The following is a 22,745-nucleotide window of genomic DNA, read 5'->3' as shown; positions in this document are numbered from 1 at the left end:
GGTCAGTGCACACAGCCGGTGGCACCCGAGGCCACCGGCTGCTGTGGGGTTCCGGATCCAGGTGTGCCGGACCCGGAGGTTCCCGAACCGGGCGTGCCGGACAGGGCCGCGACCGGCGTTTTCGTCACCGCGATCGGCCGCACGCCGCCACGGGCCGGGCTGCCGGTCTTTCCCGAGGCGGACGCGCCCGGCGAGCTGAGCCGTTCCTGCACGAACTCCCGCACCCGGGCCGGGTCCACCTGCACAGCGTCGCCGTCGGCCGGGGTGGCCAGCGACAGGCTCTGCACCGGAATGGTCGCGAACGCGATCGACCCCGAACCGAGCCCCTGCAGCTGCCGGGCGAAACTCAGCAGGTCCCAGCCGTCGTCCAGCACGAGCGACCCCTGCACCGCGCCGATCAGCCCGGAAAGCCGCCCGGGGTCGGTGAACGTGCCGGTGTCGAGCACGTTCTTCGCCATCCCGGCCAGGAACGCCTGCTGCCGCGCGATGCGGTCGAGGTCGCCGTTCGGCAGCCCGTGCCGCTGACGCACGAACGCCAGCGCCTGCGCACCGGTGAGCGTCTGCTCCCCCGCCGGGAAATACGCACCGGAGTACGCGTCGTGCACCGGCTCCTGCAGACACACCTGCACGCCGCCGACGGCCTGGCTCAGCGCGGCGAAACCAGCGAGATTGACCGCGGCGTAGTGGTTGATGCTCAGCCCGGTGAGCTTCTCCACGGCGCCGATCGCGGACTTCGCGCCCTCGGCGTCCGCGGCCACCTCCAGCTGCGGTCCGCTCAGCCCACTCGCCTGCAGCTGCCCGCGAGCCTCCGCGCGGGCCCGGCTGTACGCGGAGTTGATCTTGTGCTTGCCGTACCCCGGGATGTCCACATAGGAATCCCGTGGTATCGAGATAGCCGTCGCCGCGGCCCCGCCCGCCGGCACGTGCACCACGATCATGGTGTCGGTGGTGTCCCCGCCGTCGTCTCCGCTGCCCGCGTGCAGGGCATCGAGCACGTGCTGTGGCAGCGGCCGACCATGGGGGTCAGTGCGTGAGTCGAGGCCGGCCAGCAAGATGTTCTGGGCGACCGGCAGCGGTTCGCCGGTCGGTGCCTCGGGCAGCTGCGCGGACGGCGGGATGACGTCCGCCGTGGCCAGGCCCGCGTCGAGCCGGTGCAGCTGCGCCCACGCGTACCCGGTCACCCCGAGTACCACCGTCGACACCACACCCAGCACGACCCGTCCGCTCACGCGGCGACCACGGGAGGTGAGCAGCACGACCGTTTCCCCTTGCTTCCCGCCGGATTTTCGGTTCCCTCTTTCGAGGATCACCGCGTTGGCTGGGAAAACCCTGAGAAACCTGTCGTGAAGGTGTGATGGTGCCCATTCGGCCGAGCGTTCGCGACAGCAGGTGCTCCCGCGGGCACGGGCGGCTACCGCGGCATCCGGCGCCAGATCGCGCGCGGCACGAAGCGCAGCGCGGCGAACACCGGGCGCAACACGGCCGGCACCCAGACGACCCCGCGACGGCGGCGGAGAGCAGCCACCGTCGCGTCCGCGACCTGATCGGGGGTGCTGGAGAACGGCGCGGGCGTCATGCCCTCGGTCATCCGGCCGATCACGAACCCGGGCCGGACGAGGAGCAGGTGCGCCCCGGTGCCGTGCAGCGCGTCCGCGAGACCGGAGGCGAAGCCGTCGAGCCCGGCCTTCGCGGAGCCGTACACGTAGTTCGCACGCCGCACCCGCACCCCGGCGACCGAGGAGAACACCACCACGCTGCCCGAACCCTGTGTGCGCAGCAGTTCCGCCGTGTGAGTGAGCACGGAAACCTGGGCCACGTAGTCGGTGTGCACGATCGCGGCGGCGTGCGCGGCATCGGCCTCGGCGCGCGCCTGGTCACCGAGGATGCCGAAAGCCAGCACCACCACCTCGAGCGGCCCGTGCGCAGCCACGACACGATCGAGCAACCGACGATGCGCGGCGAGGTCGTCGGCGTCGAAGTCCTCGGTCACGACGGCTCCCGCACCGGCCTCCCGCAACCGCGCAACCGGCCCGGCCAGGTCCGCCCCAGGCCGCGCAGCCAGCACGAACGTCTTCGCACCACTCGCCCGCACGTCACGGGCTTGACCACCATCGCCGCGCGGTCCGCTGCCCCGCCCGCCACCGTCGACGGCTTGCCCACGGTCACCACCCGCGCCGCCGTATCGCCCGCCGTCTGCGCCACGCTGACCACGGTCGCCGACGAGCTCGCCACCAGCGCCACTGCCTGACCCACCAGCCGCACCGCTCGGCCCACGGTCACCACCCGCGCCGCCGGCCAGCCCGCCACCCCCGCTGCCCTGGCCACGGTCACCGTCCCCGGCGCCGACCACCCCGCCATCCGCACCACTGGACGCCGGACCGTCGCCGAGCGGTGCTGCGGCTCGCCGCGTCTTTGTTTCACCGCCGTTGTCCTGCCGTGCCGATTCGTGGGCCAGCCTGATCGCCACTGCCAGCCCGATTTCACTGCGTCCGCCGAGTATCAGCACCGTTCCGCTCACGGGCGGTGAGTCTGCCAGTGGGCTCCGGCCGCACCTCGGCGTGTCCTGCTTCACAGTCTGCAATTTTGCAGTTCATGCAAGATCATCGGTAGCCTGTCCGTATGTCCACGCCTCCGGCCGGCCTGCGCGAGCGCAAGAAGCTCGAGACCCACCGCACCCTCTCGGCCACCGCGGTACGGCTGATCGGCGAATATGGTCTGGACCAGGTCACCGTCGACGACATCGCCGCGGAAGCCGGGGTCTCCACCCGCACCTTCTTCAACTACTTCGCGTCCAAAGAGGACTCCGTACTGATTCCGCACGCGGACCGCGAGCAGCGGATGACGCGGATGCTGGAGCGGTTCGCCGCCCAGCCGCCGGAGCTGGGCTCGCTGGCCGCGCTGCTCGCCGCGAGCCGCGCGGACCTCGTGGAGATCGACCGCGACCCGCGGGAATGGCTGACCCGGCTGCGGATCGTCCTGGACAACCCCGGGCTCACGCTGCGCGCGCTGGCGCTGGACGCGGAGACGTTCGCACCGCTCGCCGCGGCGGTCGCCCGGCGCAGCGGGACCGATCCGGCGAAGGACGTGTTCCCCACGCTCGTGCTGTCCCTGCTGGGCGGCACGATCTCCGCCACCCTGCGGCTCTGGTCCGAATCGGACGGAACCCGGCCGCTGGTGGAGCTGTTCGACGAGGCCGCGGCACTGGCCACCGGTCTCGCCGGCCCCGCCTGATCCCCCACCTCACCACGTTCGGAGAGAACCGCGATGACCGTTTCCCAGGAGAGACCGCCCGCCCCGGCCACGATGAGCCGGGGGCAGGTGTTGCAGGCGATGTCCGGGCTGATGATGGGCATCTTCGTCGCCATCCTGGCCGGCACCGTGGTGGCCAACGCGCTGCCGCGGATCGTCTCCGAGCTCGGCGGCTCGCAGTCCTCCTACACCTGGGTCGTGACCACCGAACTGCTCGCGATGACCGCCACCGTTCCGTTGTGGGGCAAGCTCGCCGACCTCTACAGCAAGAAGCTGCTGATCCAGGTGTCCCTCGGGCTGTTCGTGGTCGGTTCGCTGATCGCCGGGCTGGCGCCGAGCATCGAGGTGCTGATCGGCAGCCGGATCGCCCAGGGCATCGGCGGCGGCGGGCTGACCGCGCTCGCCCAGGTGATCATGGCGGCCATCGTGTCGCCACGCGAACTCGGCAAGTTCTCCGGGGTGTTCGGCGCGGTGTTCGCGGTGGGCACGGTGGCGGGCCCGCTGATCGGCGGCGTGGTCGTGGACACCGCGTGGCTCGGCTGGCGCTGGTGCTTCTTCCTCGGGATACCGTTCGCGCTCGCCGCCATCCTGCTGCTGCAACGCACGCTGAAGCTGCCGACCGTGCGCCGCGAGGCCACAGTGGACTACCTGGGGGCGTTCCTGATCATGCTCGGGGTGTCCACCCTGCTGGTCTGGTCCTCGCTCGCCGGGTCGCAGTTCGCCTGGGGCTCCTGGCAGACCGCGGTGCTCGTGCCGGCCGGGGTGCTGGTGCTCGCGCTCGCCGGGTGGGTCGAGTCGAAGGTGCGCGAGCCGGTCGTCCCGCTGGCGTTGTTCCGCAACCGCACCGTCTCGCTGGCCACCCTCGCGAGCTTCCTGGTGGGAGTGGCGATGTTCGGCGGTACCGTGTTCCTGTCCCAGTACTTCCAGCTGTCACTGGGGAAGTCGCCGACGGTGGCCGGGCTGATGAGCCTGCCGATGATTTTCGGCCTGCTGGTGTCCTCGACCGTGTCCGGCCAGCTGATCAGCCGGACCGGCCGGTGGAAGCCGTTCCTGCTGGCCGGCTCGGTGCTGATGGCGGCGGGGCTGGCCCTGCTCGGCCTGGTCGACGCGCACAGCAGCGTGCTCGAACTGAGCCTGTTCATGTTCGTGCTCGGGGTCGGCGTGGGCATGCTCAACCAGAACCTCGTGCTGGTGACCCAGAACGACGTGCCCGCCGCGGATCTGGGCGCGGCCACCTCGACCCTGTCGTTCTTCCGCAGCCTCGGCGGATCGATCGGGGTGAGCGCGCTCGGCGCGGTGCTGGCCAGCCGGGTCGGCACGCTCATCACCGAGGGCCTGGGCCCGGCCGCGGCGCTGCCCGGCGGTGGCAGCGGCAAGGTGCCGGAGCTGAGCACGCTGCCGGAGCCGATTGCGGCGGTGATCCGCGAGGCCTACGGCGTGGCGACCAGTGATCTGTTCCTGATCAGCGCGCCGATCGCACTACTGGTCGTCCTCGCCGTGGCGTTCCTGCGGCACCAGCCGTTGAAAACGCGCAGCGGTATGGAACGGCTCGCCGACGAGGCCGCCGGAGCACCGCGGTAAGCACAGAGAAAACGCCCGGGCGGCGATCGTGTGCACGATCGCCGCCCGGGCGCGTACCGGGCCGGTTTCGAATTCCGGTTTCCGGTGAAAGTAACGCTCGCCCTCGCCGCCGGGAATGGTCACCGGCCGGGTTTCAGGCGGCTCGATGTCCGGCGGTTCGCTCTCCGGTGCCGGTACGGACCAGCTTCCGGCGCTCCAGCTCGGTGGTGCCCCCGAAGATGCCGTTGGCCAGGCCGTTGTCGAGAGCGTAGGAAAGGCACTCCTGGCGGACCGGGCAGCGCGCGCACACCGCCTTCGCCTGGGCGACCTGCCGGGCCCCGGGGCCCACATCCGAAATCGGGAAGAACAGTTCCGGGTCCTCGTCCTGGCACGCCGCACGGGCGAGCCAGCTGGTGGTCGTGAGTTCCATTGTCGCGTTTCACCTCCTCTCTCATTGTCGGAGCACGTCAAACAAGTTGTCCGGGCGCGCGACGAACCGCGGTTCGTGATGCGCTCGGTGGTTTTTCGGCCGGACCGCCCCGGGCAGGGGGCAGCGCCTCGACCGACTGCCCAAGTTACCACCGATCGCCGCCGCCGCGTGGATTTTCGATTCAGGTCACATCGTGTCGGCACGGCGTGTGCTTGTCCGTCCACCCACCCCGCACCCACAGCGGTTACTCGGGTAGTTCCGGCATCACACACGGTGTCGAGATCGGATCGTTACATCTCGCCGCCGGTTCGGCGCACCTGTCTCTTCGGGTCAATCAGGGGAGGTGTGCGTGGCGGGGTTCGACGAGTTCTTCCGTGCCGAGTACCCGCGGCTGGTGGCGTTCCTGTGCGCGGCAGGCCTGCTCCCGGACCCGGCGTGCGAGGCGGCGGCCGACGCGTTCGTCCCGGTCGCCGCGACGTGGCCACCATCGGGTGATCCGCGGGTCACGGTGCGGCTGGCCGCACTGCGTCTCGCCGACGGCGCCCCGCCCGGGAGCTCGCCGTCGGGCCGCCTGGCAGCGGTCGTCGAGCAGCACGCCCTGGGGTCGAGCTGCTCGCGACGCTGCCGGGCACGCAGCGCCTGGTGCTGGCCTGGTCACTCGGCGGGTTCGGGAACGCCGCCATCTCCGCCGCGCTGGACATGCCCGGCGCGACCGTCCGCTCGAACCTCCGGCACGCACGGGAGCGGCTGAAACGCCGTCTCGGTCCCGCCCATCCGGAGGAGGCCCTGATGGCCGCGCTGAGGGAAGCGGACACCGCACTCACCGACGCCCTGCGCGCCGCGATCGACCTGGAGGGCACGCTTTTCCGGGTCCACCGCGATGCCGCGGTACCGCGGCCGTCGGACGGCTGGCCCCGCCTCGACGGCCCGGTGGACGCCGCGGTGGCGGGCGACCCGGAGGCGGTTTCCCGGTTGCTCGCCGCGGTGCACCCCCTCGTCGTGCGGTACTGCCGGGCCCGGATCGGCGGACTGGCCCGTGGTTACGCCGCCGCCGACGACCTCGCCCAGGAGACGTGCCTTGCCCTGCTGACCGCGTTGCCCGGCTACCGCAGGCAGGGAAAGCCGTTCCTGGCCTTCGTCTACGGCATCGCCCAGCACAAGGTCGCCGACGCCCACCGCACGGCGGCCCGCGACCGCACCGAGCCGATCCCCGATCCACCGGAAGCGGCCGACCCGGCGGACGGCCCGCAGGAGCGGGCACTGCGCGGGGAACTGAACACCCAGCTGGCGCGGTTGCTGCGCGTCCTGCCGGACCGCCAACGCGAGATCGTCCTGCTGCGAGTGGTACTGGGCCTGTCCGCGGAGGAAACCGCGGAAGCAGTGGACTCGACCCCCGGCGCGGTCCGGGTCGCGCAACACCGCGCACTGTCCCGGCTGCGAACGGAACTCCCGCGCGGCGGGCTTTAGTGCCGGCGAAGCGGAGTGGTCGCAGCAGAGCGGAGCGCGCGGCAGTGCGGAATCGCGGCAGCAGAGCGGAATCGCGGCAGCAGACGAAAGCCATAGCGAGCGGCCCCGCACTACCGGCCCCACTCCACCCACCCCGCCACCGGTCAGGCCCCGATTCCCCGGCAGGGGCATCACCTCGGCGCTTTCCCTAGTCGTCGCCGAGTCGTGCCGTCACGAAGTCCGCCAGTGCGGCCACCGGGCCCTCCACGAGGTCGCGGGACAGCAGCACGAAATCGACGTCACCCGGGTCGGGCAGGCCTTGTCCGACGGGCAGTTCGACGAGGTCGTCGGGGACCAGGCTGCGGGCGTGCACTGTGATGCCCAGTCCGGCGGTGGCCGCGGCGCGCAGGCCGGTCAGGCTGGAGGTGAGGCAGGCCGCGCGCCATTCGAGGCCCGCGCGTTCCAGTGCCTCGACCGCCAGCCGCCGGGTCACCGACGGCATCGGGTACTGCACGAGCGGTACCGGCTGACCGGGCTCCAGCGTGGTCGCCGGGGAGCCGATCCACACCAGCGGCTCGCGGTGCAGCACCCGCCCGGGCCCTGACACGCCCGGGCGGCGTTTGCCGAGCACCAGGTCCAGCCGGCCTTCGGTGAGCCGCTCGGCCAGCACGTCGGACAGCTCGACGTGCAGCTCCACATCGACGAGCGGATGGCTCTGCCGCAGCCGGCGCAGGATCTCCGGCAGCACCCCGAGCGCGAAGTCCTCGGAGGCGCCGAACCGGACCCGGCCACGCACTTGCGTGCCCCGGAAGTGCCGGGCCGCGCGGTCTTCGGTGTCCACAATGGTCTGCGCGAAGCCGAGCATCGCCTGCCCCCGCGCGGTCAGGTCGACCGCGTGCGTGTCCCTGGCGAACAGCAGTCCGCCCGCCTCGCGCTCCAGCCGCCGGATGTGCTGGCTGACAGTGGGCTGGCCCACCCCCAGCCGCCGCGCGGCCGCGGTGAAACTCCGGGTTTCAGCGACGGCGAGGAAGGAGCGGCACAACCGGGGGTCCAGCATGCGGCCGAGGTTATCGGATTTCGCAATGGCAGTCAGTACGGTCATCGGTGTTCCGAATGACCGGGCGGCACCGGACAATGGCGGGGAAAGGAGCTCCATGACCACCGTGCTCGCGTCACTCACCCGCCTCGTCACCGCCGTGCTGGCGAAGCTGCGGATCGACCCGTTCATCGCGGCGATCCTCGCCACCGTGGGCATCGCGTCGCTGCTGCCGGCCACCGGCGGGGCCGCGACCGGCTTCGGGATCGCCTCGAAGATCGCGGTCGGGCTGCTGTTCTTCCTCTACGGCGCCCGGCTTTCCGGGCAAGAGGCGCTGGACGGGATCCGGCACTGGCGGCTGCACGTCACGGTCCTCTGCGCGACGTTCGTGCTCTTCCCGCTGCTGGGTCTGGCCGCGTCGGCGCTCTCCCCCGGCCTGCTCACCTCGCCGCTCTACACCGGCGTGCTGTTCCTCTGCCTGCTGCCCTCGACCGTCCAGTCCTCTATCGCGTTCACGTCGGTCGCGAAAGGCAATGTGGCCGCGGCGATCTGCAGTGCGTCGCTGTCGAATCTGCTCGGCATCGTGGTGACCCCGCTGCTGGTCGCGCTGCTGCTGTCGACCGGCGGTCCGGGTGTGAGCGGTTCGGCGGTCCTCGACATCGTGCTGCAGCTGCTGGTCCCGTTCGTCGCCGGCCAGCTCGCCCGCCGCTGGATCGGCCCCTGGGTGCAGCGGCATTCGGCCCCGCTGAAGCTGGTCGACCGCGGCTCGATCCTGCTGGTGGTGTACACCGCCTTCAGCGCGGGCATGGCCGAGGGTATCTGGCACACGCTCGACGTCGGCCCGCTGCTCGTCCTGGCCGGGGTCTGTGTGGTCCTGCTGGCGGTGGTGCTCGGGGCGACCGGCGGCGGTGCGAAGCTGCTGGGCTTCGACCGCGCCGACCGGATCACCATCGTGTTCTGCGGTTCGAAGAAGAGCCTGGCGAGCGGCCTGCCGATGGCGACTGTCCTGTTCGGACACTCGGAGGTCGGGCTGATCGTGCTGCCGCTGATGCTGTTCCACCAGATTCAGCTGATCGTGTGCGCCGCGATGGCCCGGCGGTACGCCCGGCGGGCTCCGGCCGAGGAGCCGGAGGGGCTGGTCGCCGCGGGCTGAGAGCATCGCCGCGGCAACGCGGCCCGGCCGCGCGGGCCGGCTGGGTATCGTGCATACACGGCAAAGACGGTACGGCGACGAGGTGGACGGACATGACGAGCGCGATCCCGGCCGACGTCGTGGTCGCCCTGCTCGGCGCGGCCTCGGCCGAGCGTCCCGAGCGGGCCGGAGAGGTGGGCGAGCTGCTGGCCGGGGCCGGACTGCCGGACGAGGACGTCGCCCGGATCTCCGCCGAGGTGCGCAGGCTGAAGGCGGGTTCGGCGCGCTGGCGGCGACGCGGCCAGGAGCTTTCCGCACTGTTCTCCTCGGCCCGGGAGCTCGCCCAGCTGCGTGACGTGGACGAACTCCTTTCCCGCCTTGTCGAACGGGCGCACGACCTCGTCGGCACGGACGTGACCTACCTGTCCGAGTTCGACGCCGGCAGCCGCGAACTGCACGTGCGGACCACGCTCGGCACGGTCGCCCCGACGTTCCCCGGGCTGCGGGTGCCGCCGGGCATGGGACTGGCCAGCATGGTCGTCGAGGGCCGCAGGCCGTGCTGGACCTCGAGTTACGCGGGGATGACCCAAGCGCCGCACGAGTCCGGGATCGACGCCGCCGTGCGCGCCGAAGGTCTGGTCTCCCTGCTCGGTGTCCCGTTGCTCGCCGGCGAGGAAGTGATCGGGGTGCTGTTCGCCGCGAACCGGTTCGAACACGCCTTTTCGCCGGAAGAGATCTCGCTGCTGTCGGCCTTCGCCGACCACGCGGCAGTCGTCCTGCAGACCGCACGGTTACTGGCCCGCACCCAGGCGGCCGCGGAAGAAACCCGGCGCGCGTACGGCGAACTGGCCCGGCACGTCGAGGCGATGGAGCGGGCGAGCGGCGTGCACAGCGACCTGACCAGTCTGGTGCTGCAGGGTGGAGACGCCGGCGAAGTCGCGACCGCGCTGGGCCGGGCACTGCGCTGCCGGGTGTCCATTCTGGACGAAACCGCCGCGGCGAAGGACGAGGCGGTACGGCGGAGCCGGCGCAGCGGCCGGTGCGTGACCGCCGACGGCGGCGCGGTCGCTGTCGCCGTGATGGCCGGTTCGACGCTGCTCGGTGCGCTGGTGCTGGAAAAGGGCGAGGTCGAGTTCGGTCCGGTCGAACGCCGTACCGCCGAGCGAGCCGCCCAGATCACGGCGCTGCTGCGGCTGAAGCAGGACGCGCTGAGCGAAGCCGAACAGCGGGTCCGCGGCGATCTGCTCGCCGACCTGGTGTCCGGCGATCCCGATCGCCTCGCCGACGTCGCCGGCCGGGCACGGGCCCGCGGGATCCGGCTCGAGGACCTGCGCTCGGTCGTCGTGCTCGCGGTCCCCACCGACCAGCAGCGGCAGGCGGCCCGGGCCGCCCGGCGTGGCGCGGCGCTCGTCGGCGAGCATGCCGACCACATCGTGGCGCTGACCGTGGACGAGGATCCCGCGGCAGCCGGGCGCGCGGTGCACGCCGTGGTGCGCGAAGCGCTCGGCGCGCCGGTGCTCGCCGTGGCCGGCGCGGTTCGCGAACTGCCCGCGGGCCTGGGTGCGGAAGTCGAAGCGGCTGAGGCCTGTGCGAGGGCGCTGCCCGCGCTCGGGCTGTCCGACACCGCGGTCACCACCGACGAGTACCTGCCCTACGCCGCGATGTTCGGCCCGGACAACGCGCGGGTGCCCGCGTTCGTCCGCCGCGTCGTCGGCCCGGTGCTCGACTGGGACGCCGAGCACAGCGGCACCCTGCTGCCGACGCTGGCCGCCTACCTCGGTCACCGGATGAGCCCGGTGGCCGCCGCGCGCGCCCTCCACGTGCACAAGAACACCGTGCTCCAGCGGCTGGAACGAGTGGGCGAACTGCTCGGCACGGACTGGCAGGACGCGGACCGGCTGTTCCGACTGACCGTCGCGGTCCGGCTGGCCCACCTGACGGTCGGTACATAGCCAACCCTGCCAGTATGGACGGTCGGTCCGTTCCGAACCGGACGGTTCGCCCTTAGCGTCGTGCCCCGTATCCACCAGCCACAGCGAAGTGGGAAGGGGTGCCATGACGCGCACCAGCCGTATCCCGGGACTGCGTGACCTCCCGGTCGAGTCCCGGCGCGGGCGGGCCGCTGAAGCGGCCGGCCTCGCCCCGGGGGTTCTCGCGGCTCTCGATCCGCAGCAGGGCATGGGGCTCGGGCTCGCCGACCAGATGATCGAGAACGTCATCGGCGTCCTCGGCGTACCGCTGGGGGTGGCGACCAACTTCGTCGTCAACGGCCGGGACGTCCTGGTGCCGATGGCCACCGAAGAGCCGTCCGTGGTCGCCGCGGCCAGCAACGCCGCGAAGCTGGCCCGGGAGCACGGCGGGTTCCACACCTCCTCGACCGCGCCGATCATGCAGGCACAGATCCAGCTGCTCGAGGTCGCCGATCCGGAAGCCGGCCGGGTCCGGCTGCTCGAGGCCCGCGAGGAGCTCATCGCGCTGGCGAACGCCCAGGACCGCAAGCTCGTCGAATTCGGCGGCGGAGTCCGGGACCTGTCGGCCCGCGTGGTGACCTCGCGCGCCGGCCGGTACGTGGTCGCGCACCTGCAGGTCGACGTGCGGGACGCGATGGGCGCCAACGCGGTCAACACGATGGCCGAGGCGGTCGCCACCCGGGCCGGTGAGATCGCCGGTGGCCGTCCGCTGCTGCGGATCCTGACGAACAAGGCCGATCTCCGGCTTTCGCGGGCCCGTGCGGTGTTCGACGCCGACCGGCTGGGCGGCCCGGCGGTGGTGAACGACCTGGTGCACGCGGCCGCGCTCGCGGAGGCCGATCCGTACCGGGCCGCCACGCACAACAAGGGCATCATGAACGGCATCAGCGCCGTGGTGCTGGCCACCGGCAACGACACCCGCGCGGTCGAGTCCGGCGCGCATTCGCACGCGGTGTCCCCGGGAGGGCAGTACACCTCGTTGTCCCGCTTCGAAAAGGACACCGAGGGCAACGTGGTCGGCACGCTGGAGCTGCCGATGCCGGTCGGACTCGTCGGCGGCGCCACCAAGGTGCATCCGGTCGCGCAGGCCTGTGTCGCGCTGCTCGGGGTCACCACCGCGGCCGAGCTCGCGGAGATCGTGACCGCGGTCGGGCTGGCACAGAACTTCGCCGCCGTGCGGGCGCTGGCGACCGAGGGCATCCAGCGCGGGCACATGTCGTTGCACGCGCGGACGATCGCCACCACCGCCGGTGCGACGCCGGAGGAGGTACCCGCTGTCGTGGCCCGGCTCGTCGCGGACCGGGCCGTGCGGGCCGAGCACGCCGAACGGGTCCTCGCCGAACTGCGCGGAAAGGCCTGAGGGGGCGCGATGACGAGCGCACCCTACGGCGTCGACGCGCTGCCGGGGCTGCCCGGCGCGGTCACGATCTGCGAGGTCGGACCGCGGGACGGGCTGCAGAACGAGCAGCTCCTCGTCCCGGCCGAGGTCAAGGCCGAGCTGGTGGAACGACTCGCCGACGCGGGCCACACGGTGATCGAGACGACGAGCCTGGTGCACCCGAAGTGGGTACCGCAGCTGGCGGACGCGGAGGAAGTGCTCGGCCGGATCCGGCGGCGGCCGGGGGTGCGGTACCCGGTGCTGGTGCCCAACCGGCGCGGCCTGGAGCGGGCGCTCGACCTCGGCGTCACCGACATCGCCGTGTTCGCCTCGGCCACCGAGACCTTCGCCAAGGCCAACCTCAACCGGACCGTCGACGAGTCGCTGGAGATGTTCGCCCCGGTGGTCGCCCGCGCCCGCGAGGCCGGGCTGCCGGTCCGCGGGTACCTGTCGATGTGCTGGGGCGATCCGTGGCAGGGCGAGGTGCCGATCACCCAGGTCGTCGCGGTCGCCACGCGGTTGCTCCGGCTCGGCTGCACCGAGCTGAGCCTCGGCGACACGATCGGCGTGGCGACCCCCGGCCGGGTCGTGGCGTTGCTGCGCGCGCTGACCGCGGCCGGCGTCCACATCGGACAGATAGCGGTACATTTCCACGACACCTACGGACAGGGCCTCGCCAACACACTGGCCGCGTTGCAGAACGGCGTGACGACCGTCGACGCGTCGGCCGGCGGGCTCGGCGGCTGTCCGTACGCGAAGAGCGCGACGGGCAACCTCGCCACCGAGGACCTGGTGTGGCAGCTCGACGGTCTCGGCATCCACACCGGAATCGATCTGGCCAAGCTCGCGGAGACGAGCGCCTGGCTGGCGCAGCGGATCGGCCGCCCGGTCACCGCCCGCAGCGTGCGGGCACTGACCGGCGCCGGTTCCCCCGCCGGGCACTGAACCCGTCCGCAAGCACATCTCGAGGCAGTCAAAGGAGACAGCGACCATGACCCTTCACGTGGGCATCGACGTCGGTGGCACGTTCACCGACGCGGTGGCGATCGCCGACGGACGAGCGATCCGCGGCAAAGCGTTCTCCACCAAGGACGTGACCACCGGCATCCTCGACGCGCTGGCGGTGCTGCAGGAGCGCGCGGGCCTGGACGAGGACGAGTTCTTCGCCCGGGTGGACCGGTTCGTCCTCGGCAACACCATCGTCACGAACGCCGTGGACGAGCAGAAGTACGCGGCCGTCGGGCTGCTGACCACCCAGGGCTTCCGCGACACGCTGCGGATCGCGCGCTCGGCCCGCACCGACGAGCGCGACCCGCACCGGATGGCTCCCCCGCCGGACATCGTGCAGCGGCGCCGGATCGTCGAGGTCGCCGAGCGGATCGACGCGCACGGCGAGGTGCTCGTGCCGCTCACCGAGGACGCCATCGGCACCGCGGTGGACGCGGTGCTGGCGACCGGCGCGGAAACGCTGGCGGTCTGCCTGCTGTGGTCGTTCCGCAACGCCGCGCACGAGAAAGCGATCGGCGACTACCTGGACAAGCACCATCCGGACCTGCCCTACACCCTCTCCAGCAGCCTGACCCCGGTCTACCGCGAGTACGAGCGCATGGTCACCACCTCGCTGGACGCGGCGGTGAAGCCGATCGTGGCCTCGCACTTCGAGCAGCTCGCCGAACGGCTGCGCGGCAAGGGCCTGCGGACCCGGGTGCAGATCATGCAGGTGCACGGCGGGTTCCTTTCGGTGGAGGAAACCGGCAAGGCGCCGATCTCGATGTTCAACTCCGGTCCGGTCGGCGGGGTCACCGGCGCGCGGCTGCTGGGCAAGCAGCTCGGCCGCCGCCGGGTGCTCACCGCCGACATGGGCGGGACGAGCCTGGACGCCGCGGCGATCCTGGACGAGGAATTCCGCCTGCTGCCCCGTGCCGAGATCGGCGGCCTGCCCACCAGCCTGACCGCGGTGGACATCGAGACCATCGGTGCCGGCGGCGGCAGCCTCGCCTGGGTGGACGGGCGTAACCTGCTGCGCGTCGGCCCGCACAGCGCGGGTTCGGTGCCCGGGCCGGCCTGCTATGGCAAGGGCGGCACCCGGCCAGCGGTGACCGATGCCGCGCTCGTGCTGGGGCTGATCAACCCGGACTACTACCTCGCCGGCACGGTGCCGCTTTACGAGCAGCAGGCGCGGGACGCCGTGCGCAAGGAGGTGGCCGAACCGCTCGGCCTCACCGAGGATGCGGCCGCGGAAGGCATCTACCGGCTGGCGACCTCGCAGATGTCCAACGCGCTGCGCAAGATCACCGTCAACCGCGGGCACGATCCGCGCGAGTTCACCCTGGTCGGCTTCGGCGGTGCCTGCGGGCTGTTCGCGGCCGCCATCGCCGCCGAAGCCGGGGTCCGCGAAGTCGTGATCCCGCGCAATGCCGCGGTGTTCTCGGCCTACGGCCTGATGCACGCCGATTCGGTGTTCTCCGCAGTGCAGACCAGCCCGTGGACGATGGACCAGCCGGCCGCCGCGCTGGACAAGGAGTTCGCCACCCTCGAAGAGCGGGCGCACGCCTGGTTCGAAGCCGAGGGAATCCCCGGGGACCGCCGGGAACTGCACCGCGAAGCCGACATGAAGTTCCTCGGCCAGATCTTCGAGGTCACCACGAGCCTGCCCGCCGGCACGTTCGGCGAGGGCGACAAGGACGCCCTGCGCGCCCGGTTCGTCGCCGACTACGAGGAGGAGTTCGGCGCGGGCACCGCCTGGACCGAGGCGGAGATCCTGCTGGTCAACTCCCGGGTCCGGGCGATCGGGCGCAGCGAGGCGCAGACGGTGGAAGCCGGCGGCGACGGCGACGAGCGGCACGAACTCAGCCGCCGCAGCGTGATCGAGCCGCTCACCGGCGAACGCACCGAAATCGACGTGCACCGCGGCTTCGGCGCGCTCGGCCGGGCCGAGGGTCCCTGCCTGCTGGAAGAGCCCGACACGACCGTCTACGTGCCGACCGGGGCCACCGTCGAGCTGACCGGCGCCGGCGACTTCCTGCTGCGCCTCGCCGACCGCTGATCCCTCGCCGCGAAGGAGAATCCGAATGACCACCCACCAGCTGCCCGAGGGGTACGACCCGGTCACCCTCGAAGTCATCCGCATGCGCCTGGACTCCATCGTCGAGGAGATGGGCATCGCGATGATCCGCTCCTCCGGTTCCCCGGTGATCACCGAGGCCGGGGACTTCAACACCGCGCTGTTCGACCCCTCCGGGCGCATCTACGCCTACTCCGACTACGTCCAGTTCCACATCGGCTCCGGCAGCGTCGCCGTGCAGAACCTCGTCAAGGCCATCGAGGGCGAACCACTCGCCCCCGGCGACGCGTTCATCTCCAACGATCCGCACACCGCCGGCGCGAGCCATCCGCCGGACACCAACGTCATCTCGCCGATCTTCCACGGCGACGAGCTGATCGGCTGGGCGCAGTCGCAGGCCCACCTGGTCGACGTCGGCGGCATGACGCCCGGCGGGTTCGCCCCCGGTGCGCACGACTGCTACGCCGAAGCGCTGCGGCTGCCGCCCGGGGTGAAGGTCTTCGAACGGGGTGAGCCGGTGGAGTGGGTCCGCCGGATCCTGCTCAACAACGTCCGGGTGCCCGCGCTGTTCTGGAACGACGTGCGCAGTCTCGTGGCGAGCAACAACACCGGGATCCGCCGGCTGCTCGGCACCGTGGAGGAGTTCGGCCTCGCGCGTTTCCGCGACTACACCAGGCTGTCGTTCGAACTGGCCGAGCAGGTCGTGCGTGACCGGATCGCCCGCATCCCGGACGGCACCTACACCGCCGAGGAGTGGACCGAGCACAACGGGCACGTCGACGGGCTTTACCGGATCGCCTGCTCGATGACCAAGCGGGCGGACGGGATCTCCTTCGACTTCACCGGTTCCAGCGAGCAGACCGACGGCTTCGTCAACTGCAGCTACGGTGCGCTCGTCGGGAGTGTCGCGAGCGCCGTCGTCCCGATCCTCGCGTGGGACGTGCCGTTCAACGAGGGCGTCATGACCGCGTTCGACATCGTCGCCGAACCGGGATCGATCGTGAACCCGCGTCCACCGGCCCCGATCAGCAACGGGCACCTCACGACCGGGGCACGCGTCAGCCGTGTCATCACGAAACTCATGAACCAGGCGTGCCGCGGAAGCTCCGACGAAGCGGTACGCGAGCGCACCCAGGGCGTGTGGGGCGATTCGTGGACCGGCGGCATCTCCGCGGGCACCACCGACGAGGGCGACTACTTCGTGCTGTTCAACATGGACGGCGGCGGGATGGGAGCCGGTGCCCAGCCCGAACGCGACGGCCTGGACTGCGCCGGGATGATGACGCAGGTCAACAACATGCTGCCGGACGTCGAGATGAACGAGATGCTGTACCCGGTGCTGTACCTGTGGAAACAGCTCAACATCGACAGCGCCGGGCACGGGGCCCACCGCGGCGGTCTCGGACTGCGCTTCGCCTGGACCCTGCACGGTGCGCAGGAGGTCACGCAGACAGTCTTCGCTCCCAGCGCCCAGGTCGTCGCCGACGGCTTCGGCGGCGGGCTGCCCGGCGGCGGCAGCGGCCACGAGGTCTGGCGTGCGACCGACGTCGCGCGCCTGTTCTCCGCCGGCGAGGTCCCCACCCGGGATTCCGTGCACACCGACGAACGGGAGCTGCTGGCGATCAACCAGCAGTCGGTCACCATCAGCCGCGGCGACGTGCTGGTGGAGTGGATCGCCGGTGGCGGCGGATACGGCGACCCGCTGCTGCGTGACCCGCGACTCGTCGCCGCCGACGTGCGCGACGACTACGTCACCGACGAAACCGCGCGGCACACCTACGGCGTGGTCGTCACCGAGGACGGCGGCGTGGACGAAACCGCCACCCGGCAGGCCCGCGCGGCGGTGCGTGCGGCGCGCGTCGGCGGCACGCCCATCCAGCAGGTCTCCGATGCCGTGGCGGCAGGGGCTTCCGCACCCCGCCGGGACGCCGACGGATGGTACGTCCCGGCGAGCGGTGCTCGGCTGGGCACCGGCGACGACTGGCGCGGCGAGGCACGGAAGGTCACCCACGTCGCTGCGGAGCGGCTCGCCGAGCACGGCGTCCGGATCCGGCCCCGTGAGGAAGGCGCGCGCGTGCTGATCGACGAGTACTACAGCCCGGCCTGCGGCACACTGCTCGAAGCCGGCGTCCGGGTGGACCCGGCGGCGAGCTGACGACCGGCACCTAGGAGATCAAGAGGCGAAGATGACCATCAACGAAGACGCGCTCGCGGGCGCGCTGCCCGGCGGTTCGCTGCGCGGCATCGTGGTCCTGGACATCACGCGGGTCGTGGCCGGACCGTTCTGCTCGATGCAGCTGGCCGACCTCGGGGCCACGGTGATCAAGATCGAGAACCCCCGGGACCCGGACTACGCCAGGGATTTCCCGCCGATGCTCGGCGGTGACGGCGGTGCTGAAGAGGGAGCGGAGTTCAGCGCGTTCTTCGCGCAGTTCAACCGCAACAAGCTCGGGCTGACCATCGACCTGTCCACCGGCGAGGGCAAGGAGCTGCTGAAGAAGCTGGCCCGGCGGGCCGACGTGCTGGTGGAGAACTTCCGTCCCGGCACGATGGACAAGCTCGGCGTCGGCTATGACGTCCTGCGGCGGGAGAACCCGCGGCTGGTGTACACCGCCATCTCCGGGTACGGGCAGACCGGCCCGTACCGGCGCCGGCCTGCCTACGACAACAGCGCGCAGGCCACCGGCGGGCTGTGGTCGATGAACGGCTTCCCGGACCGGCCACCGGCCCGGGTGGGCACCATCATCGGCGATCTGTCCGCCACGCTGTACGCAGTCATCGGCACCCTCGCCGCCCTTCGCCACGCGGAAAAGACCGGTGAAGGCCAGCTGGTCGACGTCTCGCAGCAGGACTCGGTGCTGAGCCTGACCGAGAACGCCGTGGTGTCCTACACCGTCGAGGGCAAGGTGCCCGGACCGCTGGGCAACGAGCATCCGTTCGTCAAACCGTACGAGCTGTACCCGTGCAAGGACGGATTCGTGTTCTTCGGCGGGTACACCGACAAGTTCTGGCGGTTGTCCTGCGAGCTGTTCGGCACCCCGGAACTCGCGGAGGATCCGGAGCTCGACACCATGGCCAAGCGGTTCACCGCGGAGGTCTACGAACGCCGGGTCCGGCCGATCCTGCACGAGTGGTTCGCGGAGAAGACCAAGACCGAGCTGGAGGAGATCGCCGGGGACGCGGTCCCGCTCAGCGCGGTCCGGAACATCGGCGAGGTCGTCGAGGATCCGCAGATCGCGGCACGGGACATGATCGTGGACGTGGAGTACCCGGAGTTCGGCGAACTGCGGATGTTCGGCTCCCCGATCAAGCTCGGCGCCACCCCGGCGCGGCCGCGCGGGCTCGCGCCCCGGGTCGGCGAGCACACCGCCACGGTGCTGCGGACGCTGGCCGACGTCGACGAGCAGGGGCTCGCCGACCTCCGCGCGAGCGGGGCGGTCTGATGGCCGGCATCACGCTGGAGCGGGACGGCGCGGTGGCGGTCATCCGGTTCGATCGCCCGGACAAGCTGAACTCGCTGACGCTGGCGATGTACGAAGAACTCGGCGCGGCCTTCGCCGAGGTCCGCGACGACGACGCGCTCGCCGTCGCGGTGCTCACCGGCCGGGGCGAGCGGGCGTTCTGCGTCGGAGCCGACCTGACCGAATCGATTCCCGCGCTCGCCGAGGGCCGGTTCGACATCTCCGAATGGGACCCGGCGCACCAGAAGCACACGCGGCTGTTCAAACCCGTGATCGCCGCGGTGAACGGGCTCTGCCTCGGCGGCGGTTTCGAGATCATGCTGTCCACGGATCTGCGCGTCGCGGCCGACACCGCGGAGTTCGGGCTGCCGGAGAGCGGCGTCGGCGTGGTACCCGCGGGCGGCACGCTCACCCGGCTGCCCCGGCAGATCCCGTACGTGTGGGCGATGGAGCTGATGCTGCAGGGAGACCGGATCCCCGCGGCACAGGCGTTGCGGTACGGGCTGATCAACGAGATCGTCCCGGCGGCACAGCTGTTCGACTCCGCGATGGAACGCGCGCACCGGCTGGTGGCCAGGAGCGGCACCGCGCTGGCCACGATCAAGGAAGCCGTCCTCCGGCTCGGCGATCTCCCGCAGGAGCAGGCTTTCCACAGCGAAGCCCACTACGGGCAGCAGGCGTTCACCGCGCCGGACGCACGCGAGGGGCTGGCCGCCTTCGCGCAGCGCCGGCCACCGGACTTCCCGTCCCGGCGCGGCGCGCGCTGACCACGGTGGTGGCCTGCCCCGGCAGGCCACCACCGTCTGTCCACTCAGGACAAGTGGTGGACTTCCTGCGTGCCGTACACCGGCGTCGGCAGGCCCTCGTAGCGCGCCTTGAGCTGCAGTGCGAGGTAGAGCGAGTAGTGCCGGGACTGGTGCAGGTTGCCGCCGTGGAACCACAAACCCGGCTGCTGGGTGGGTTTCCACATGTTGCGCTGTTCGCCCTCCCACGGTCCGGGGTCCTTCGTGGTCTCCGAGCCGAGACCCCAGCACTTGCCGACGCGGTCGGCCATCTCCTGTCCGCACAGGTCGGCCACCCAGCCGTTCATCGAGCCGTAGCCGGTGGCGTAGACGACCAGGTCGGCGTCCAGTTCGGTGCCGTCGGCGAGGACCACCCCGGTGCGGGTCAGGTGGTCGACCTGGCCGTGCGCGAGCTTGATCCGCCCACTGGCCACCAGCTCCGCGGCACCGACGTCGATGTAGTACCCCGAACCGCGGCGCAGGTACTTCAGGAACAGCCCGGAGCCGTCGTCTCCCCAGTCGTGCTCGAAACCGGCCTCCTCCAGCCGTGTGTAGAAGTCCGCGTCGCGTTCGGCGATCCGCCGGTAGATCGGGATCTGGAACTCGTGCATGATCCGGTACGGCAGCGAGGCGAACGTCAGATCCGCCTTCTCCGTGGTCATCCCGCCCTGCACGGCCCGCTCCGAGTAGAGGTCGCCGAGGCCGAGGTCCATCAGGGAGTCCGAGCGCACGATGTGCGTGGACGAGCGCTGCACCATGGTCACGTCCGCGCCGTGCTCCCACAGCGCGGCGCAGATGTCGTGCGCCGAGTTGTTCGAGCCGACGACCACGGCCTTCCTGCCCTCGTACGCCTCCGGTCCGGAGTGCTGCGAGGAGTGGTGCTGCTCCCCCTCGAACTCGTCCATCCCGGGGAACGAGGGCAGGTTCGGCTTGCCCGACATCCCGGTGGCGAACACGACGTGCCGCGGCGTGAGCACGACCTCCACCCCGGCCCGGTCCACCACCACCCGCCACTGCCGCGCGGTCTCGTCATAGGTCGCGGAGGTGACCGCCGAGCGCGTCCAGTACGGCACCTCCATCACGCGGGTGTACATCTCCAGCCAGTCCGCGATCTTGTCCTTCGGCGCGAACACCGGCCAGTTGTCCGGGAACGGCAGATAGGGCAGGTGGTCGTACCAGACCGGATCGTGCAGGCACAGGCTCTTGTACCGCTTGCGCCACGAGTCGCCCGCCCGGTCGTTGCGCTCGACGACCAGCGCGGGCACGCCGAGCTGGCGCAACCGCGCACCCAGCGCGATACCGCCCTGCCCACCACCGATGACCACGACGTAGGGCTGGCGCTCGTAGCCGAGTTCGGCTTCCTCGGCCTCGCGTTCGTCGGCCCAGGAACGGCGGTCCTCGACCGCACCGTGGCGCGCGCCCCGGGGCCGCAGGTCGCCTCGCGGTTCGGGGAAGTCCTTCAGCTCACGCAGGGTTGTCAGCAGGGTCCAGGCACCCTCCTCCTTGAGCCGCAGATGGCCCTTGCCACGGCCGGCGGCCGTTTCGAACTCGATCCACGCCTCGACGACCCCGCCGGCCTCCGCCGGCGGCTCGGTGGTGCGGAAGCCGGACGGGTCGACGCCGTCCAGGCAGGTGGTCAGCAGGTCGGCGACCCCCTCCCGGCCTTCGACGGTCTTGAGGTTCCAGGTGAAGGAGACCAGGTCCCGCCAGAAGCAGTCGAGCGCGAACAACGCGGCCGCGGCCCGGACGTCACGTGCCGCGAGCGCCGCCTCGAAGCGGCCGAGCCAGGCGTCGACGCGGGCCTGGGGCGAGCGCTCCAGCTCCACGGGATCCAGCGTGTGGGTCATCGCAACTCCTCACCGACGGTGTTCGGGCTGGTGCTCCGATGACACGCCCGCGGCCCGTCCGGCGGCAAAGGTTGCACCGAATTGCACGAGCCGGGCCCTTCTCAGGGTTCCGGCCCGCGATTTATGCTGGTCCGGCTGACGCGACGGTGCGGGAGGTGAGGCGATGCGCAGCGCCGTCCCGCCGGGCCGGAACCTGTCCACCCACGCGCGTGACCTGGTCCGCATGCACGAGGCGGTGCTGGGTGGCGGGCAGCCACCGGTGCGGCCGCGCGCGGTGGTGTCGCAGTCCTGGTCGCGCATGCTGCGGCTCGGCCTCACCGCCGACGGAGTGAACCGGCGCGCATGCCTCGGCGAGGAGGAGATCGTGCGCCGTCGCCACGGGTCGCCGCTGCGCGACGTGGTCGACGGGCTGGGCCAGATCATCGGCGCGACTTCGGATTCCGCGCACACGCTGTTCGTGGTCACCGACGCCGACGGGGTGATCCTGTGGCGCTCGGGCACCTCCGCGGTGCGCCGCCGCGCCGACGCCCTCGGTTTCGCCGAGGGGGCGGAGTGGACCGAGTCGAAGGTCGGGACGAACGCAATCGGCACCGCACTGGCCGAGGCCGCCCCCGTCGAACTGCTGGCCGGTGAGCACTTCGAGCAGGGCCAGCACCCGTGGTACTGCAGTGCGTCGCCGATCCACGATCCGCGGACCGGGGAGCTGCTCGGCATCATCGACGTGAGTGGTCCGGCGCTGGCCCTGCACCCCGCGGTCGGCGCGCTGGTCGAAACCGGCAGGCGGCTGGCCGAGGCCGAGATCTGGCGCGTACACCGGCAGCGGCTCGACGCGTTGCGCCGCGTCGCCGAACCGCTGCTGACCGGCGGTACCGGCGCCGCCCTCGTCGTCGACGACGACGGCTGGATCGCACACAGCACCGGGGTCGCCGCCGGCACCCGGATCGCCGCACCGAGGGAAGGCCAGCCGCTCGCGGTCCCCGGTCTGGGCACCTGCCTGCCCGAACGCCTCGCCGACGGCTGGCTCGTCCGCCCGGCCGACCACAGCCGCGTGCTGGCGCTCGACCTGGAACTGGGCGCCACTCCCCTGCTGCGCGTCCGGACCGGCGACACCGGCTGGCGCCGCACGATCACCCGCCGGCACGCGGAAATCCTGACCCTGCTCGACAAGGCGGGCCCGGCCGGACTGTCGGCGGAGGCACTGAGCCGCAAGCTGTTCGGCGACGCCGAGCACATCGTCACCGCCCGCGCCGAGATCTCCCGCCTGCGCAGACTCCTCGGCGCCGTGGTCGACACCCGCCCCTACCGCCTCGCCACCGGAGTGCTCCTCACTGTCCACTTCGGAGAGTACGCGGACCCGTCGTCCGGCTGAGTGCCGGATCCCGAGCCGAGG

The 22,745-nt window shown here is 71.5% G+C and carries 18 protein-coding genes and 1 pseudogene; 13 read left to right on the top strand and 6 right to left on the bottom strand.

Features of this window, described 5'->3' with window-relative positions; genetic code table 11:
• Window positions 1–2: 2 nt before the first annotated feature.
• The 3 genes from BJY18_RS00845 to BJY18_RS00835 all read right to left on the bottom strand — a co-directional run bounded on the left by BJY18_RS00845 (window position 3) and on the right by BJY18_RS00835 (window position 2,358).
• Window positions 3–1,256 (bottom strand): LCP family protein, encoded by a 1,254-nt coding sequence (locus BJY18_RS00845; RefSeq protein WP_184776864.1) that lies wholly within the window; start codon window positions 1,254–1,256, stop codon window positions 3–5.
• Window positions 1,257–1,411: 155 nt separating this feature from the next.
• Window positions 1,412–2,092: a decaprenylphospho-beta-D-erythro-pentofuranosid-2-ulose 2-reductase gene (gene dprE2 / locus BJY18_RS00840; protein ID WP_184784324.1), complete on the bottom strand. Its 681-nt coding sequence runs from the start codon at window positions 2,090–2,092 to the stop codon at window positions 1,412–1,414.
• Complete coding sequence (locus BJY18_RS00835; protein ID WP_184785063.1) at window positions 1,987–2,358, bottom strand: hypothetical protein; 372 nt, start codon at window positions 2,356–2,358, stop codon at window positions 1,987–1,989. Before BJY18_RS00835 ends, dprE2 begins: the two co-directional genes overlap by 106 nt.
• A 261-nt stretch (window positions 2,359–2,619) precedes the next feature.
• On the opposite strand from BJY18_RS00835, the gene BJY18_RS00830 reads away from it, so the two are divergent.
• Together BJY18_RS00830 and BJY18_RS00825 are read left to right on the top strand one after the other, a co-directional pair.
• Window positions 2,620–3,231 (top strand): TetR/AcrR family transcriptional regulator, encoded by a 612-nt coding sequence (locus tag BJY18_RS00830; RefSeq protein ID WP_184776863.1) that lies wholly within the window; start codon window positions 2,620–2,622, stop codon window positions 3,229–3,231.
• 72 nt (window positions 3,232–3,303) lie between these two features.
• Window positions 3,304–4,830, top strand: coding sequence for an MDR family MFS transporter (locus BJY18_RS00825; RefSeq protein ID WP_184784323.1), 1,527 nt, complete (start codon window positions 3,304–3,306; stop codon window positions 4,828–4,830).
• Window positions 4,831–4,963: 133 nt separating this feature from the next.
• Here the strand turns inward: BJY18_RS00825 and BJY18_RS00820 are convergent, their stop codons facing one another.
• Window positions 4,964–5,239: a WhiB family transcriptional regulator gene (locus tag BJY18_RS00820; protein ID WP_184776862.1), complete on the bottom strand. Its 276-nt coding sequence runs from the start codon at window positions 5,237–5,239 to the stop codon at window positions 4,964–4,966.
• 642 nt (window positions 5,240–5,881) lie between these two features.
• On the opposite strand from BJY18_RS00820, the pseudogene BJY18_RS37930 reads away from it, so the two are divergent.
• Both BJY18_RS37930 and shbA read left to right on the top strand, forming a co-directional pair.
• Window positions 5,882–5,929 (top strand): annotated as a pseudogene (locus BJY18_RS37930) (hypothetical protein); the annotation flags it as partial.
• A 99-nt stretch (window positions 5,930–6,028) separates the two neighbouring features.
• Window positions 6,029–6,706, top strand: coding sequence for an RNA polymerase sigma factor ShbA (gene shbA, locus BJY18_RS00815; protein ID WP_184784322.1), 678 nt, complete (start codon window positions 6,029–6,031; stop codon window positions 6,704–6,706).
• 187 nt (window positions 6,707–6,893) lie between these two features.
• Here shbA and BJY18_RS00810 read toward each other — a convergent pair whose 3' ends face one another.
• Window positions 6,894–7,742: a LysR substrate-binding domain-containing protein gene (locus BJY18_RS00810; protein ID WP_184776861.1), complete on the bottom strand. Its 849-nt coding sequence runs from the start codon at window positions 7,740–7,742 to the stop codon at window positions 6,894–6,896.
• Between the two features lie 97 nt (window positions 7,743–7,839).
• On the opposite strand from BJY18_RS00810, the gene BJY18_RS00805 reads away from it, so the two are divergent.
• From BJY18_RS00805 to BJY18_RS00770, 8 genes are all read left to right on the top strand, one after another.
• Window positions 7,840–8,874, top strand: coding sequence for a bile acid:sodium symporter family protein (locus BJY18_RS00805; protein WP_184776860.1), 1,035 nt, complete (start codon window positions 7,840–7,842; stop codon window positions 8,872–8,874).
• A 92-nt stretch (window positions 8,875–8,966) separates the two neighbouring features.
• A complete protein-coding gene (locus BJY18_RS00800; RefSeq protein ID WP_184776859.1) occupies window positions 8,967–10,805 on the top strand; it encodes a helix-turn-helix domain-containing protein in 1,839 nt (612 codons plus the stop codon).
• 103 nt (window positions 10,806–10,908) lie between these two features.
• Window positions 10,909–12,183, top strand: coding sequence for a hydroxymethylglutaryl-CoA reductase, degradative (locus tag BJY18_RS00795; RefSeq protein ID WP_184776858.1), 1,275 nt, complete (start codon window positions 10,909–10,911; stop codon window positions 12,181–12,183).
• 9 nt (window positions 12,184–12,192) lie between these two features.
• Window positions 12,193–13,146 carry a hydroxymethylglutaryl-CoA lyase gene (locus BJY18_RS00790; RefSeq protein ID WP_184776857.1) on the top strand — a complete coding sequence of 318 codons (954 nt, stop codon included), beginning with the start codon at window positions 12,193–12,195 and terminating at the stop codon, window positions 13,144–13,146.
• A 46-nt stretch (window positions 13,147–13,192) separates the two neighbouring features.
• A complete protein-coding gene (locus BJY18_RS00785) occupies window positions 13,193–15,247 on the top strand; it encodes a hydantoinase/oxoprolinase family protein (RefSeq protein ID WP_184776856.1) in 2,055 nt (684 codons plus the stop codon).
• A gap of 25 nt (window positions 15,248–15,272) precedes the next feature.
• A complete protein-coding gene (locus BJY18_RS00780) occupies window positions 15,273–17,420 on the top strand; it encodes a hydantoinase B/oxoprolinase family protein (RefSeq protein WP_184776855.1) in 2,148 nt (715 codons plus the stop codon).
• A 31-nt stretch (window positions 17,421–17,451) separates the two neighbouring features.
• The gene (locus BJY18_RS00775; RefSeq protein WP_184776854.1) at window positions 17,452–18,708 is read left to right on the top strand and encodes a CaiB/BaiF CoA transferase family protein; all 1,257 of its coding nucleotides are present in this window, start codon (window positions 17,452–17,454) and stop codon (window positions 18,706–18,708) included.
• Window positions 18,708–19,493, top strand: a complete 786-nt coding sequence (locus BJY18_RS00770; protein ID WP_184776853.1) for an enoyl-CoA hydratase/isomerase family protein — start codon at window positions 18,708–18,710, stop codon at window positions 19,491–19,493. Before BJY18_RS00775 ends, BJY18_RS00770 begins: the two co-directional genes overlap by 1 nt.
• A gap of 44 nt (window positions 19,494–19,537) precedes the next feature.
• On the opposite strand, the gene BJY18_RS00765 is transcribed toward BJY18_RS00770, so the two are convergent.
• Window positions 19,538–21,355, bottom strand: a complete 1,818-nt coding sequence (locus tag BJY18_RS00765; RefSeq protein WP_184776852.1) for a flavin-containing monooxygenase — start codon at window positions 21,353–21,355, stop codon at window positions 19,538–19,540.
• A gap of 163 nt (window positions 21,356–21,518) precedes the next feature.
• On the opposite strand from BJY18_RS00765, the gene BJY18_RS00760 reads away from it, so the two are divergent.
• A complete protein-coding gene (locus tag BJY18_RS00760; RefSeq protein ID WP_184776851.1) occupies window positions 21,519–22,724 on the top strand; it encodes a sigma-54-dependent transcriptional regulator family protein in 1,206 nt (401 codons plus the stop codon).
• Window positions 22,725–22,745: the final 21 nt, after the last annotated feature.

The sequence above is a fragment of the Amycolatopsis jiangsuensis genome, from assembly GCF_014204865.1.
Classification (GTDB): Bacteria; Actinomycetota; Actinomycetes; order Mycobacteriales; family Pseudonocardiaceae; genus Amycolatopsis; species Amycolatopsis jiangsuensis.
The sequence above is the reverse complement of the archived record's forward strand: the minus strand, read 5'-3'. Positions and strand labels throughout refer to the sequence as shown.